Source organism: Pengzhenrongella sp. (assembly GCF_036565025.1).
In the GTDB taxonomy this organism is placed as follows: Bacteria; Actinomycetota; Actinomycetes; order Actinomycetales; family Cellulomonadaceae; genus Pengzhenrongella.
Genome location: NZ_DATCNW010000370.1, coordinates 12818 through 27204, shown reverse-complemented (window position 1 = coordinate 27204; position 14387 = coordinate 12818). Strand labels below are relative to the sequence as shown.

Sequence of the window (14387 nt, the reverse complement as noted above, 5' to 3'; positions counted from 1 at the left end):
GTCCTATAGGACGTCAACGCTCGGACGTTGCTGGGGTTCGAGAATGCTGGGGCCGGGTCGACGGCGGTGGCCGTGTGGCCGGTCCCAGCGGTCGTGCTCCCTGCCCGGCTAGGGGGCGGGCAGGGTGATTGTGTTCTGCTGGAGCGTCGCGGCTGTCTGAGCGAGCAGCCGCCCGTTCGTCGAGGCGCCGGTGTTCATCGCGATCATGGTGTTGGCCAGGATCGTGCCCTCGAAGTGCGCGGTCGTACCGATCGAGACGGCACCCGCGGACTGCCAGAAGACGTTCTTTGCCTGCGCGCCGCCGGCCAGGGTCACGTTCGTGGCGGCGGCGTCGTTGTAGGCGGTCTCCAGGTCGCCGTCCGCCGTCGTCAGCAACGTGGGGTCGGTGACCTTGCAGACGGGACCGGCTGCGTCGACCGAGTAGATGATGCCGGTCTGCACCTCCGGGCAGCTCAGGCCGATCGCGGCGCCGGTGATCGGGCTGGCCCCGACGTTCCCGTTGATCGTCGACGCATAGACATCGGTCACGCCGGTCTTCGTCAAGATCGCGAAGGTGCCGGCCGTGCCGAGGTTCACGGGCGTCTGGACGGAGTCGGCCGCTTCGGCGGGGCCGACCGCGGTTCCGCCGGGAATGCCAGCCCAACCGGCAATGAGAACGGCGCCAGGAGCCTGACCAGCAGCGCTACCCGTTTGAACGGACGTTCAAGTCTGTTCATTGTTGATTCCCATTTTAGTGAACCCGCGATAGGCATGCGGGCGCCGACCGATTGCGCTCGGGTCCGGCCGTGGCGCAGCGTGTCGAGATTCTGGCGTCGGACATGCCTCACGACGCTCGTGGCGATTCCCCAGTTCGCCTCTCCTCTCGCTTGTTTCCCCCGGCCGGGTGCAGCTTCGCACCCCCAGCGCCTGTTGACGTCTAACGCCGATCAAAGACCTCTTGGTAATGGGTTGTCAAGGGATGAGTGATGCCTATTCAGGCATCTTCGGGCGATCTGCACATCAGGTGTCTCTCATTATCTAATGGGTAGGTGAATGCGCTTAGGTTCGTTTGCGTGCATTACCTACGAAGAGACGTCAATTCGGGACAAAGCGTCGATTGTCGGGACACCTCGCAACCCGGACGCACGAACGAGGCCCTCGGCGATCCGAAGATCGCCGAGGGCCTCGCGATGGAGTCGGCCGGGCTCAGGACCGCGGCGGGCAGGTTGGGGCATCCTGCTCGTACCGCTTCGTGGGCATGCTCGTCGGGTAGATGCGCGTGATCGAGAGCACCGCGTCGACGTTGCCGGGGTTGCTCACGTAGTGCGTGCCGACCTCTGTGAAGGACTGACCCGCGGTGAACGTCTGCGACGTGCAGCCGACCTGGCGGACCACGGAGCCGGACCGGACCACCGCGATCACAATTCCGGGATGCGAGTGCCATCCGGAGTAGCTCCCGGGCGGATAGGTGAGATCGAACGTCGTCACACTCGTCTCCGCGGTGGTCTTGAGGGTCACGCCGTCCTGCGTCGCTTTCGTCGAATCGCTCGCGCTCCCGTCGAGAACACCGGTGAAAGAGTTCGTCGCTACGGTCCCCTGACCGGGCGCGGCCTGCGCGACGGCGGCGAAGCCGAACCCGCCGACAATCAAGGCCATCGCCGAGGCGGCGAATACCTTCTTCGTTCGATTCATGTCGCATTCCTCTGTTTCATTGCTCGGGCGCGGCCCAGGCACGCGACCGTGCGTCATTGCCGGACCGGTCGGAACGTGAGGAGAATTGTCGGGATCGAATGCGGAAACACCGCGGATGGCGCTCGGTCGAGGAAGTCCCTCCTGCCCGTTGGCAAGCGTGCCGGTTGCCCGACTTGTCCGTCAAGGGTGAATTATGGCAATTGTTTCACCCGGTCCGAGCGAGTCATTATCTGCAACAGACCACGCCCATGCGCTAATATCCGGCGCCAAATCTCCCGCCGAAGTAGTACCCGAGCGTCGAAGTAGAGCCGTGCACCGCTCTACCTCGGCGCGGACGCTCTATCTCGGCGGAGGGGTACAGACTCGGGGGGATGAGGCGAGTTTCGGCGGGCGAGTGGGGGGCGTTGGGCGCGGTGGCGTGGACGTACTCGGAGGTGGGGGCCACGGGTGGGGTGCTGCCGGGTGGGTACCACCAGGTGCGGCGGGTGGCGGAGGTGGGGCGCGGGACGGAGTGCTTCGAGCGGGCTGGGGCGGCGATCATCGGGTGGCGGATGCACCGCGGGGCGGGGCTTCGGGTCGCCGCGTCCGCGCCGACCGCCGACGTCGGCGTGGTCGCTCTGCTCGGGCTCGGCTGGGGACCGCTGACGGTGGTGGCGCCCTGCCGGGTGGCGTACGTGGTCGACGCACCGACCCGGCGCGGGTTCGCCTACGGAACCCTGCCCGGGCACCCCGAGAGCGGGGAGGAGGCGTTCGTCGTCGAGCTCGACGCGTCCGGGGTGGTGCGGCTGAGGATCACCGCGTTCTCCCTGCCGGCCACCGCCCTGGCCAGGGCCGGCGGACCGGTCACCCGGTTCGTCCAGCGCGTGGTCACCGATCGCTACGTCCGAGCTCTCCGCCGCGAGGTCGCCGCTGCCCCGGGTTGATCAGCTGGTGACCCGCACCTGCCGGTCGGCGTCGAGCGATCCGGACCTGACGTGCACCTCGGCGACGCCCGAGCGCAGCCCGGTCAGCGTCCCGGTGCGCAGGTCGAGCACCGCGACGTTCCGCCGGTCGCGGCGCGCGGCGGCGAGCCGGTCGGCGTCGAACACGACGGCGAGTCCCGAGCCGGACCAGGTGACCGACGCCGGGTAGCGCAGCGGCACGATCCGGCCGCGCTGGCCGTCGTCGATGCCCACCGCGCCGACCGTGCCGCGCGCGCCGACCGCCAGCGCGTCCGGCGCGGTGAGCTCGACCCGGCTGAGCAGCGGCTGCACGTCCGCCTGGAACCAGCCGGGGCCGCCCGCGTCGGGGCGATCCGGGTCGACCCGGGCGTCGTCGGGGTCCAGGGTGACCATCGACCAGGCCGCGAACCCGCCGTGCCCGGCGTCCCCGTACGGGACCTTGCCGACCACCGGCGCATTGAGCTCGACGACGCCGTCGGCGCGCCGCACGTGCGCGGTGTGCGCGTGCCCGCTGACCAGGGCGATCTGCTTGCCGGACGCCGACCGGAACGCAGCCAGCCACTGCTCGAGCAGGGCCGCCTCGTTGGGGTCGGACAGCTGGGAGGCGCCGGTGCCCGTCGGGTCGAGCACCGGGTGGTGCAGGGCGACGACGACGCTCGTGATCGCGTCGTCGTCGGCCGCGGCGGCGAGCTGCTGCTTCAGCCAGCCCAGCTGCGCGAAGTCGGAGAGCCGCAGCGAGCCCAGCGTGCTGTTGAGCAGCACGAAGCGGGTGCCCGCGTGGTCGAACACCTGCCGCGTGGGGCGTCCGGTCGAGGCGACGAACTGGTCGAGGGTGCCCCCGGCGACGGCTCCGGACTCGTGATTCCCGACCGCCCAGCGCAGCGGGATGGAGGCCGGCAGGTGGTCCGCGAGCAACCGGCCGAACAGCGCGAAGTCCTCCGGGCGGTCGTTGTCGACGCCGTCGCCCGAGAGCAGCACGAAGTCGGGGCGTGCGGCCGCGATCTGGTCCAGGGCCCGGGCTGTCTGGGTGTAGGCGTACGACCCGGTGCCGCCGTCGGCGTTCACGTGCGTGTCGGAGATGACCGCGAACCTCCACGCGTGCCGGCTCGGGGTCCGCCCGCCCTGCTCGGCAACGGCGGGATCGGCCTGGTCACCCGCGTCCGGCACGTCGAGCGGGACCCCGACGCGCGCATCGAGCAGCGCCAGGTCGAGCTCGCCGGCGTCGCGCCTGGTCGGGTCGGTCTCGACCAGGTAGAGGCGCCTCAGCGCGAGCGGCGCGGTGAAACCGGTCGGGACCAGCCCCTCGATGCGCCGCCAGCCGGTCCAGTCGACCTGCTGGGCGAACGTGAACGGCACGTTCGTACCGCCCTGCGCCGACATCATCGCCCGCAACCAGTGCTGGTGGCCGTCACCCTTGACCCAGAGCGCGAGCCGCTGCGTCCCGGGTGCCAGCGTGAGCGGCGCGGCGGCGACCGCGTACGCCGCCGAGTTCCCGTTCGGCTGGTTCCGGAAGTCGTAGGACAGGCGCAGGCCCCGCTCGCCGGGGGCCGCGCCCGGCCGGTCGCTGGTGTCGACCGATCCGACGGTCGCCTGCGCCTTCACCGCGAGCGCCGTCCACCGCCCGGCGTCCGCGAGGGAGTCGATCGGGACGCTGTCGAGCCCGACGGTGAGCGGGATGACCAGCTGGTGGCCGGCCACCGAGACGCTCAGCAGGGTGCCGGTCCCGTCGGCGTCGGGCCGCCCGGTGACCCGCAGGGTGCCGTCCGGCCGCGCCTCGACGCTCGCGACCGCGTGGTCGTAGTCCATGCGCAGGTCACGCGGCTCGATCGGCGCGCTGAACCCCTCGGCGTCGCGCCCGGTGATCGTCACGTCCCGGTAGTCCCCGGACGCGAACGACAGCGCGGGTGCGTCCGACTCGAGCCGGTCCAGCGGGCCGAGCACGCGCAACGGGACGCGCGCCTGGATCCGCCCGGAGCGGGCGACCAGCTCGCCGGATCCGGGGTGCGCGCCGCGCAGGATCCCCGTCGCATCGGGTCGGGCCAGGTCGCCGGGGACGGTGCTGAAGCGGACCCGGCCCGACGGCGCGGGCGCGTACGTCTCGTCGTAGCCGGCGACCGCGACGCTCCGGGACAGCCCCGGGAAGACCCGCGCGACGCTCGTGCGCACGTCCAGGCCGCGCAGGGTGCCCGAACCGGCGGGCGGCACCAGGCCGACGGCGTCGGGCACGGCCCGCTGCGCGCCGTCGCTGGGCGCGCTGGTGACGGTGACCACCGCGTCGCCGGGGCGGCGGGCGACGAGCTGCGAGGAGCCGCCGCCGTCGAGCATCACGGCGTCGGTGGCGCCGAGGTCGGCCATCCGGTCCGCGAGCTCGCTGGCGGTCAGCCCGCGGGAGCGGCTCGAGCTGCCGTCCGCGACGTAGAGCAGCAGGTGGCGGTCGGCGGTCCAGCCGATCGCGGTCCGCGGCTTGAGCGCGGCGTTCGTCGCGTCGCCGACGTCGATCGGCTGGCGCAGGCCGCCGCGGAGCAGCACGAGGTGCGCGCCGAGCGCGAGGGAGTACGGACCCGGCGCGTTGGACCGGGCGTGGTAGTCGGCGCTGACCTGCGTGCCGAGCGGCGTGCCCGCGAGGTCCTTCGCCGGCGCACCCGTCGCGAGCAGCACCAGCCCGTCCGCGGGGACGGGGGTCGCGCCGGCGCCCTGGCGGACCGCGGTGACCTTGCCGCGGCGCACCTCGATCTCGATCGCCCCGCCGCCGGTCGTGGTGACGAACCGGCGGTCGCCGTGGCCCCAGGCCGGGGTGTACAGCCCGACGGAGTCGGCCGGCAGCGTGTTGCCGTTCAGGCCCGCCAGCGGCCTCGACCGGCCGTCGACGGTCGCCTCGCCCTCGAGCAGCAGGTCGGCGATCTGGCCGGCCCCGGCGGCGTCCAGCCCGACGACGGTCTGCGGCGTCGCGTCCGCCTTGAGCAGCGCACCGCCCTGGATCATCGGGCCGATCGGGGCGTTGGTGGTGTTGAGCGCGAAGAAGTCGCCGTTCACGGCGGCGACGGCGTGCGCCCGGTCGGCGAGCTCGGTGGGCCGGACCGGGTCGCTGACCGCGGAGCTGAGCAGCCGGGGCGTGGTCGGTCCGGCGAGGTCGGTGGTCAGCAGCAGGGAGTCGACGAAGCCCGCCGCGTCGTAGGTGCGGTCGGTCGTGAGCCGCACGCCGGGCGCGATCGCCTGGACCGTGCGGGCGGTGTTCAGCTGGTCCGGCGGCGCGGGCGTCGCCGCGGGAGCGGCGAGGGCGCCGTCGTCGGGCTGGGCCCCGACGCGGCGGCCGAGCGGGGGGCGTCGAGCGGGGTCGTCGCCGGAGGCGGTGGCGCTGACCGTACGCATCGGGGAGGCGGCGGTCGGGCGGACCGCGACGGCGGCCGGGGCGGCGAAGCCGGCGGCGAGGACCGCGGTGAGCAGGGCGAGCGCCCCGAGCGGACGTGCCCGCCGGTTGACTCTTGTTGACCGAGGGCGGGGAGGGCGCGCGCTCTGCGTCATGACGGTCAGGCTAGGGGTAACCGAAACTGTTGCCGAGCGATTCGGGCCGCGGGAAACTTGTGCTCAGAAGTTCGATCTCACCGGCAGTCCCGCTCCGCCGAGGGAACAGATGAGCAACCCGCCCCGCCATGAGATGGCTACGACGCACCCGGCTCCCCCGACCGGCACACCCGTGCGCCGGGCACAGGGGTGGTGGGGCGTGGCGTTCGTCGTGCTGCTGCTGCTCGGCGAGGCGATGGTCTCGCTGCCCCGCGCCAGCCACCGGACGGCGTTCATCAGCGAGTACTACGCCCAGCACAGTTCGGTGATCACGTTCGCCCAGGTCGTCCAGCTGGTCGCTGCGGTGCCGTTCTTCCTGTTCGCGCGGGCCCTCTCCCGAAGGGCGGCCATTGGTCACGCCGCCGACTGGGTCGCACGCACGGGCGTCCTGGTGGTGGTGACGTCCGTCCTCACCGTCGCTCCGGTGCTCACCCTGGCGCTCGAGCCCGACCTCTCGGCGGATTCGACCCGCACCCTGGCGATCTGGACCGACCTGACCGACGTCACGCTCTTCTTTGCCATCGGCTGCTTCGCGGTCGCGTGCCGGCAGGCCTTCGCGCCCGGGTGGCTTCGGCTGAGCGCCGAGGTGCTCGCGGGCCTGTCGCTCGCGCACGCGGTACTGAGCCTGTGGCGGATCGAGGCGCTGGACGTCATCGCGCCGCTGGCCTTCGTGGTCTTCGTGCTCGCCCTGTCCGGGTGGATGCTGCGGGAGCGCTTGCCGAGCGTTGAGTGAGTCGACGGACCAGAACTAGACCGCCCGCGGCGCCCGCCCGGCATCCGGGTACGCGACAACCTCGGTCGCCTTCGCGGACAGCCACACCGGTTGCCCGGGCGCGAGCCGCAGGTCCGCGAGCGCGGCGGGGGTGATGTCGACCAGAGCGGGCGGGCTCCCCTCGACGGCGATCCGGACCCGGTCGGTGAGCAGCTCGAGGCCGGTGATGACGCCGGTCCAGGCGTTGCGCGGGGAACCGGCGTCGGGCCGGCGGGTGTGCAGGGAGATCGCCGACGGCGACAGGACGGCGAGCATGCTGGTGCCCGCCGCGGGGACGATCGTCGGGGAGGGGTCGACGGCCGGATCATGGCCCGCGGCGTACAGGGTGCCGCCCGCGTCGAGGTCGATGCGGCCGGTGGCCCGCTCGGTCAGCGTGCCGGGGTAGAGGTTCAGCCCGACCAGGCGCGCGACGTACTCGGTGGCGGGCCTGCGCGCCACGGCGGCGGGGGTCCCCTCCTGCACGATCTGCCCGGACTCCAGCACGAGGATGCGATCGGCCAGCACCATCGCCTCGAGCGGATCGTGGGTGACCAGGATGCTGGGCCCCACGAACGCGGACAGGTGCCGGCGCAGCTCGCCGCGGGTCTCCAGCCGGGTCCGCGCGTCGAGGGCCGCGAGCGGTTCGTCGAGCAGGAGCAGTCGCGGGCGGCAGGCCAGCGCGCGGGCGAGCGCGACGCGCTGGGCCTGCCCGCCGGACAGCTGTCCCGGACGGCGGGCCGCGAGTGCGCCGAGGTCCAGGCGGTCCAGCCAACGTGCGGCGGCCCGGCGCGACTCACCCCGGGAGGCACCGCGGGCTCGAGCCGAGAAGGCGACGTTGTCCACGACGCTGAGGTGCGGGAACAGCCGGTAGTCCTGGAACACGAGCCCGACCGCGCGCTCGACGGCGGGCCGGAACACCCCCTCGCGTGCGTCGTCCCAGACGTCAGGTTCGAGCGGCCCACCGCCCGAGGCTGCCCGTGCATAGGTGATCGCGATCCGGCCGTCGGTGAGCGCGCCGAGCCCGGCGAGCGTGCGCAACAGGGTCGTCTTGCCGGCCGCGTTGGGCCCCAGGACCGCGAGGACCTGCCCGGGCTCGACGTCGAGCACGGCCTCGAGCCGGAACTCCCCCCGCTCGACGACGACGTCGGCGTGCAGCGCGCCGGCGAGGTCCGCGGTCGGCGCCAGGTCGGCGGTCACAGGGCGGCGCCCGGCCGGAGCCAACGGTCGCGCAGCAGCGCCAGGACGGCGATCGACACGACCAGCAGCACCAGGCTGAGCGCGACGGCCGCATCCGGATCGCGTTCGAGGGCCTGGTAGACGGCCAGCGGCATGGTCTGCGTGACGCCGGGGAAGTTGCCGGCGAACGTGATGGTCGCTCCGAACTCACCGAGCGCGCGGGCCCAGCACAGCACGGCGCCGGCCACCAGGCTGGGCGCGATCATCGGCAGCGTGACTCGGCGGAACGTCGCGAACGGCCGCGACCCGAGCGTCGCGGCGGCCTCCTCCAGGCCGCGGCTGGCCGAGCGCAGCGCCCCCTCGACTGTGACGATGAGGAACGGCATGGCGACGAAGGTCTCGGCCACGACCACACCCGCCGTCGTGAACGGCAGGGTGATCCCGAACCACTGGTCGAGGTATATCCCGATGAATCCCCGCCGCCCGAACGCGAACAGCAGCGCTACCCCGCCGACGACGGGCGGCAGCACGAGCGGCAGCGTCACCAGGGCCCGCAGCAGGCCGCGGCCCGGGAACCGGGCCCGGGCCAGCACCCAGGCGAGCGGCACCCCGAGCACCACCGAGATCACCGTTGCTTCGGTCGCGGTGGTGAGCGAGAGCCGCAGCGCGTCGAGCGCCGAGGACTCCACCAGGATCCGCGGCAGCTCGCGCCAGGGCGCACGCAGCAGCAGCCCGACCAGCGGCAGCAGCAGGAACGCCACCGCGATGGCGGCCGGCACCGCGAGCGGCCACGGGGTGCGGCCCGTCACGGCCTCGACCCGCCGCGCCCGGGGCGCAGCGCGCCGCAGGCTCGCGGAGGTGGCTCCCGGAGTGGCGTCGGAGTCGGTCACCGGCTCAAGCTCCTCACGCTCGCGCTCCTCACGCTCGGGTCAGCCGCCGCGGCGGGGCGGGTCATCGAGCTACGGCTTCTCGAAGCCGGCCGCGGTCAGCACCTTCGCACCGTCGGCGGACAGCACGAAGTCGACGAAGGCCTTGGCCAGCGCGGGGTTCTTCGCCGCGGTCAAAGACGCGATCGGGTAGCTCGTCGAGGTGTTCGCGTCGGCCGGGATCTCGATGCCCTTGACCTTGTCGCCCGCGGCCTGGACGTCGGTGACGTACACGAGGCCGGCGTCGACCTCGCCGAGCTCGACCTTGGTCAGGGTCGCCTTGACGTCGGCCTCGAGGGTGACGGGCTTGACGGTCAACCTGGCGTTCTTCAGGACCGTCCCGGCGACCTTGCCGCAGGGCACGTCCGGTTGGCAGAGCGCGACCTTGACCGCGGGCTTGGCGAGGTCGGCCAGCGCGGTGACCTTCGCCGGGTTGTCCGGCGGTACGGCGATCTCGAGGAGGTTCGCCGCGAACGGCGTCGGGGCCTGCGCGGCCTTCGCTGCGACGACCGTGTCCATCGTGGTGCCGGAGGCTGAGGCGAACACGTCGGCCGGCGCGCCCTCGGTGATCTGGGTGGCCAGCCCCGAGCTGGGTCCGAAGTTGAACGTGATCGTGGCGCCCGGGTTGGCCTGCTCGAACTTGGTGCCCAGCTCTTTGAACGATTCGGTCAGCGAGGCCGCGGCGAACACGTTGATCTCGCCGGACACGTCCGACGTCGTCGCGGACGAGCCGGCCGCCGGCGTCGCCTTGGGGTCCGCGTCACCGGGGGACGCTGCGCACCCGGCCAGCAGGATCGACGCGGCGGCGACCGCCGCCAGGGTGGTGACGAGGGGGCGGCGCATGGGTTCTCCGGTTGGTCGCTGGGTGTCGAACGAGGGGCGGAACTATCGGCAACGGTCAGCTGTCGGGGATCTCCACGACCACGTTGGTGGACTTCACGCTGGCCACGGCCAGTACTCCGGGGACCAGGCCGAGGTCGTCGGCAGCCTCCCGGCTCATCAGGGAGACGACCCGGAACGGCCCGGCCTGGATCTCGACCTGAGCCATCACGGTGTCGCGGACGACCTTGGTGACCAACCCGGTGAAATGGTTCCGGGCCGACTGGCGGTTGATCCGCGGCGCGCTGACCGGGTTCTCGGCGGCGAGCTCCTCGGCGAACTTGGCGAGCACGGCGCCTTCGATCGCCTGCCGGCCCGAGTCGTCGGTCGTGGTCGGCAGCCGTCCGCTGTCCGCCCAGCGCCGCACGGTGTCATCACTGACCCCGAGCAGCTCGGCAGCCTGGCGGATCCGAAACAAGGTCACAGCCGAGATCATATCCGCATCCGCGGAGCGGGTATCGCCCGGAAGACGCAGATGCGTACAACGAGAGAAGCACCGACCGCGAACGCGGCTCGAACCTCGACCGTCGCTCACCTCCCAAACACCCGCAACGTCCGAGCGTTGACGTCCTATAGGACGTCAGCGCTCGGACGTTACGGGGGTGGGGTTGGGTTGGGATGACGGGTGCGGGAGGGGGTGCGGCGCCAGGCGGAGATCGTGAGCGTCCAGTGGAGCCGGCCGGACGGGCCGATCCGGGCGGCGTCGGACGGCCGTGTGCGGGGCTCGGCCGTCGCGCCGATCATCGGCTCGATGCCGATCGAGCGGTAGGGCGCTCCCGCCGGCCAGCCGCCGAGGTTGCGCCAGACCAGGAGTGAGCACGGCACCTCGTCGTCGTCGCCGGCACTGCCGCCGTCGCCGACCGCTCCCCAGGACAGGTGCAGCGCGTCGTCGCCGTCGAGCACGACGGCGCGCCGGGCGCCGCGCACGATCGCCGCCGTCGCGGTGCCGTCGTCGGGGCCGAGGACGTCGAGCGGGACGCCAGCGCCATCGGGCCAGGTCGTTCGGATGACGTCGCCCGGGGCGGGGCGGTCCAGCACGTCGACCGGCGGCCCGTCGACCGGCAGACCGTCGGTCGGCAGCCCATCGACCGCTCCCCCGGCGCCGGTCAGCACGAGCCGGGCGCCGGGTCGCAGGTCGAGCAGCGCGTGGACCGCGTGCACGAACGGCGTGCCGGGTGGTCCCTCGACGCGGTACGACGCGCGAAGTCCGAGTCCCTCGGGACCGAGGGTGCGGGTCAAGCGCAATCCGCCGGCGCTCACGGACGCGTCCGACGTCGTGCCGTCCCAGGGCTGGGACCAGGCGTCACCGTGGTCGGGCGTGCCGCGAACGGTCGGGAAGCACTCCTCGACCCCGCCCGCGTCGATGAACGCGTCGCCGGGCGACACCGAGTCCCGGACCCGCGGGTCGACGTCCGGATGACGCCACAGCCACTCGCGGCCCGCCCCGGTCAGGGAGGTCCACCGTCCGCCGTGCGCGAGGTCCGTCGTGGCCCGCAGCTCGGCCTGCCGCCAGCCGCCCGCCGCCGGCCCGCCGGTCACGGCGAGAGAACGGGTTCCAGCACGACGACGTCGCAGTCCGCCGCCAGGGCGAAGCCCACCGCGAGCCCGTCGGTCGCGAGCTGCTTGCCCGTCAGCTCCTCGCGCGACCCGGCCACCCGCAGCCGCACGTCCGGGTCGAGCCCACCGAGCCGAACCCGAAACGGCTCCGCGCCGCGACCCGGTCGGGCCCAGGCCAGGACCACGACCCGCCCGTCGCTCGGATGTGTGTACTGCACGGCGTACCGGTCGTCGGACGGCAGCCCGCGGCGCAGCACGGTCCCGCGCTGCACGACGTCCCGGACGGACACGTACAGCGCCACGAGCCGGCGCCCGAGCGCCCTCGTCTCGGCGTCCCACGCGAGCACGTCGGCTCCGATCCCCAGCACCCCGGCCATCGCCACCACGAACCGGAACTCCAGGCTCGCCGCGGCCGGGTCGAGCCGGTCCGGCTCGTCGGTGACCCACGAGCTCATGACCGACGGCGGGTATGCGGACAGGAACCCGTGCTGGATCGCCAGCCGGTCCCGCGGCCCGGTCTCGTCGCTCGGCCACACGACGTCGCACAGCGCGAGCACCGCGTTGTCGATGCGCCCGCCGCCGCCCGCGCACGCCTCAAGCGTGACGTGACCGAACTCAGTACGCAGCACCCGCAGGATCCGGTAGTAGGCCTCGGTGTGCTGCCAGGACCAGGCGAGCCCGTCCGGGTCGCCCGGACGACCGCCGTCGCTCACGGCTCGGTTCATGTCCCACTTGAGGTACGTGATCGGCAGCTCGCCCAGGACCCGGCGCAGCATGTCGGTCGCCCACCGCTCGACGTCGGGCCGGCCCAGATCGAGCAGGTACTGGTGACGCAAGGTGGTCAGCGGCCGGTCGCCGGCCCGGTAGACCCACTCGGGGTGCGCCCGGAACAGGTCGCTGTCCGGGTTGACCGCCTCCGGCTCGACCCACAGCCCGAACCGCATCCCGCGGTCGATGACGCCGGACGCGAGCGGGCCCAGCCCGCCGGGGAACGCAGCGTCGTCGGGCCACCAGTCGCCCAGGCCGGCGGTGTCGGAGTCCCGGCCGCGGAACCACCCGTCGTCGACCACGAAGACCTCCGCGCCGAGCTCCGCGGCGACGTCGGCGAGCGCGAGCTGGTGGTCCGCCCGGACGTCGAAGCCGGTCGCGTACCAGGAGTTGTAGACGACCGGCCGGTGCTCCGGGCCCAAGGACCGCGCGAGCACATCGCGCTGGTAGCGGTGCCAGCCCTGCGCCAGGTCGTCGGGCCCGAGCGGGCTCCAGAGCCCCTGCATCGCGGGAGCCTCGAAGCGCGCGCCGGGCTCGAGGCGGATGACCTGCGACTCGTCGTCGACCCCGCCGCTGACCCGCACGTGGTCGCCGAACGGCACCGCGTCCACGGCCAGCCGCCACGACCCGCTCCAGGCCAGCGCGATCCCGTACGCCCCGCGTCCCTCCCCTGCCGATCGAGGCGAGACCGCCACCACCGGCGAGTAGGTGTGCGAGGTGATCCCCTGCCGGCTCCCGATGCTGAACGACCCGGCGGGCAGGTCGACCGTCACCGGCGTGAACTCCCGAGACCAGGCCCCCACGAGCGCGTCGACCCGCGCTCCCGGGCCGACAGGCAGGCACCACGCCGCGCTGAACGCGCGCGCCAGGTGCAGCTCGGCGGTCGGCGACAGGTTCTCGACCACCGCCCACTTCTCGACGACGTCGTGCCGCCGGTCGGCCACGACGTGCAGGGTGACCGCGACCTCCGCGTCGTCGTCGGCGAGGCGCGCCATCAGGTGCTGGCGGGTCCCGTCGTCGTTGAGCACGACGGGATCCGCGAGGCGCAGCCTGACCCCCGCGACCCCGCCCGGGCGCCGCATCACCAGCTCGACCCCGTGCACGTGCCTGGTCCCGAGCGCGGTCAGCTCGAGCGGCGCGGCGTCGAGGTCGGCCTCGAAGGACGACGAGCCCGCGGGGACCGACGGCACGTGCCGGCCGGGCTCACCCCAGTGCTCGAGCATCAGCCCGGCGCCGTCCGGGGCCTCGCCCAGCACGTACTCCGATCGGGCCGTGCGCAGCGTCCAGGTCACGAGGTCCCTCACTTGTTGGAGCCGACGAGCAGGCCGGACACGAAGTGCTTCTGGAACATGAAGAAGATGATCGCCGTCGGCAGCGCGGCCACCGCGGAACCCGCCGCGACCACGTTCCACGAGCTCGAGAAACCGCCCTGGAGGTTGAGCAGCGCGGCCGTGATCGGGAACCGCGTCTCGGTGCGCAGCACGGTCATCGCCCAGATCAGGTCGTTGAAGATCCAGGTCGTGGCGAGCGCGCCGAGCGCCGCGAGGGCCGGCCGGCACAGCGGCAGCACGATCTGCCAGTAGATCCGCCCCGCCCCGGCGCCGTCGAGCACGGCCGCCTCGAAGACCTCGGCGGGCAGCGACCGGATGAACCCGTGCAGCACGAACGTGTAGAAGCCCAGCCCGAAGCTCACCTGCACCACGATCAGCGCGGCCAGAGAGTCGTAGATGCCGAGCGACTCGGCGATCCGCGAGACAGGGATGAGCAGGATCTGCGGCGGCAGCAGGTTGCCGGCGAGCATGGTCAGCAGGATCGTGCGCCGCCCCGGGACCTTGAAGCGTCCGAGCGCGTACGCCGCGAGGGACGCGAGCAGCAGGGACAGCGAGACCGTGCAGAAGGTGACGATCGCGCTGTTGCCGAGCGCGGTGCCGATGTGTCCGCGCGTGAACGCGGTACGGAACGCGTCCAGGGTGAACGACGCGGGCAGCGCACCCAGGCCCCGGGACGCGATGTCGTCGAACGTCCGGAACGAGACGAGCAGCACGAACACGATCGGGCTGAGCCAGGCCAGCGCGATCGGCGCCATGACGAGGTGGAACCACGGGGAATGTACGGGCCGGGGCCGGCGAACTCCCCCAGGGGCATCAATAGCGGACA

Annotated in this window: 12 protein-coding genes; 2 read left to right on the top strand and 10 right to left on the bottom strand. The window is 72.8% G+C overall.

The features are described 5' to 3' along the window. Positions 1–108: 108 nt before the first annotated feature. Both VIM26_RS21125 and VIM26_RS21120 read right to left on the bottom strand, forming a co-directional pair. Positions 109–576 carry an ice-binding family protein gene (locus VIM26_RS21125; RefSeq protein WP_331954928.1) on the bottom strand — a complete coding sequence of 156 codons (468 nt, stop codon included), beginning with the start codon at positions 574–576 and terminating at the stop codon, positions 109–111. Between the two features lie 609 nt (positions 577–1185). Continuing rightward, positions 1186–1671: a cupin domain-containing protein gene (locus VIM26_RS21120; protein WP_331954926.1), complete on the bottom strand. Its 486-nt coding sequence runs from the start codon at positions 1669–1671 to the stop codon at positions 1186–1188. Positions 1672–2042: 371 nt separating this feature from the next. On the opposite strand from VIM26_RS21120, the gene VIM26_RS21115 reads away from it, so the two are divergent. Next, positions 2043–2594: a DUF1990 domain-containing protein gene (locus VIM26_RS21115; RefSeq protein WP_331954924.1), complete on the top strand. Its 552-nt coding sequence runs from the start codon at positions 2043–2045 to the stop codon at positions 2592–2594. On the opposite strand, the gene VIM26_RS21110 is transcribed toward VIM26_RS21115, so the two are convergent. Beyond that, positions 2595–6134 (bottom strand): phosphodiester glycosidase family protein, encoded by a 3540-nt coding sequence (locus VIM26_RS21110; RefSeq protein WP_331954922.1) that lies wholly within the window; start codon positions 6132–6134, stop codon positions 2595–2597. 109 nt (positions 6135–6243) lie between these two features. Here VIM26_RS21110 and VIM26_RS21105 point away from each other — a divergent pair, with 109 nt between their 5' ends. Then, entirely contained in the window at positions 6244–6906 is a 663-nt protein-coding gene (locus VIM26_RS21105) for a hypothetical protein (RefSeq protein WP_331954920.1), read from the top strand. 15 nt (positions 6907–6921) lie between these two features. On the opposite strand, the gene VIM26_RS21100 is transcribed toward VIM26_RS21105, so the two are convergent. The 7 genes from VIM26_RS21100 to VIM26_RS21070 form a co-directional block, all read right to left on the bottom strand. Then, a complete protein-coding gene (locus VIM26_RS21100; RefSeq protein WP_331954918.1) occupies positions 6922–8121 on the bottom strand; it encodes an ABC transporter ATP-binding protein in 1200 nt (399 codons plus the stop codon). Next, positions 8118–8990, bottom strand: coding sequence for an ABC transporter permease (locus tag VIM26_RS21095; RefSeq protein WP_414696536.1), 873 nt, complete (start codon positions 8988–8990; stop codon positions 8118–8120). Before VIM26_RS21095 ends, VIM26_RS21100 begins: the two co-directional genes overlap by 4 nt. Before the next feature lie 69 nt (positions 8991–9059). After that, a complete protein-coding gene (gene modA / locus VIM26_RS21090; RefSeq protein ID WP_331954916.1) occupies positions 9060–9869 on the bottom strand; it encodes a molybdate ABC transporter substrate-binding protein in 810 nt (269 codons plus the stop codon). 55 nt (positions 9870–9924) lie between these two features. Next, positions 9925–10329 carry a TOBE domain-containing protein gene (locus VIM26_RS21085; protein ID WP_331954914.1) on the bottom strand — a complete coding sequence of 135 codons (405 nt, stop codon included), beginning with the start codon at positions 10327–10329 and terminating at the stop codon, positions 9925–9927. A gap of 170 nt (positions 10330–10499) precedes the next feature. Further along, positions 10500–11444, bottom strand: coding sequence for a hypothetical protein (locus VIM26_RS21080; protein WP_331954913.1), 945 nt, complete (start codon positions 11442–11444; stop codon positions 10500–10502). Further along, positions 11441–13534 carry an alpha-galactosidase gene (locus tag VIM26_RS21075; RefSeq protein ID WP_331954911.1) on the bottom strand — a complete coding sequence of 698 codons (2094 nt, stop codon included), beginning with the start codon at positions 13532–13534 and terminating at the stop codon, positions 11441–11443. Before VIM26_RS21075 ends, VIM26_RS21080 begins: the two co-directional genes overlap by 4 nt. Further along, on the bottom strand, positions 13531–14316 hold the full coding sequence (locus tag VIM26_RS21070; protein WP_331954909.1) for a carbohydrate ABC transporter permease: 786 nt from the start codon (positions 14314–14316) through the stop codon (positions 13531–13533). Before VIM26_RS21070 ends, VIM26_RS21075 begins: the two co-directional genes overlap by 4 nt. Positions 14317–14387: the final 71 nt, after the last annotated feature.

Bases quoted from the DNA above. Each gene is read 5' to 3' on its own strand.
- VIM26_RS21120 (WP_331954926.1), bottom strand. From the start codon at position 1,671: ATGAATCGAACGAAGAAGGTATTCGCCGCCTCGGCGATGGCCTTGATT.
- VIM26_RS21115 (WP_331954924.1), top strand. From the start codon at position 2,043: ATGAGGCGAGTTTCGGCGGGCGAGTGGGGGGCGTTGGGCGCGGTGGCG.
- VIM26_RS21110 (WP_331954922.1), bottom strand. From the start codon at position 6,134: ATGACGCAGAGCGCGCGCCCTCCCCGCCCTCGGTCAACAAGAGTCAAC.
- VIM26_RS21105 (WP_331954920.1), top strand. From the start codon at position 6,244: ATGAGCAACCCGCCCCGCCATGAGATGGCTACGACGCACCCGGCTCCC.
- modA (WP_331954916.1), bottom strand. From the start codon at position 9,869: ATGCGCCGCCCCCTCGTCACCACCCTGGCGGCGGTCGCCGCCGCGTCG.
- VIM26_RS21070 (WP_331954909.1), bottom strand. From the start codon at position 14,316: ATGGCGCCGATCGCGCTGGCCTGGCTCAGCCCGATCGTGTTCGTGCTG.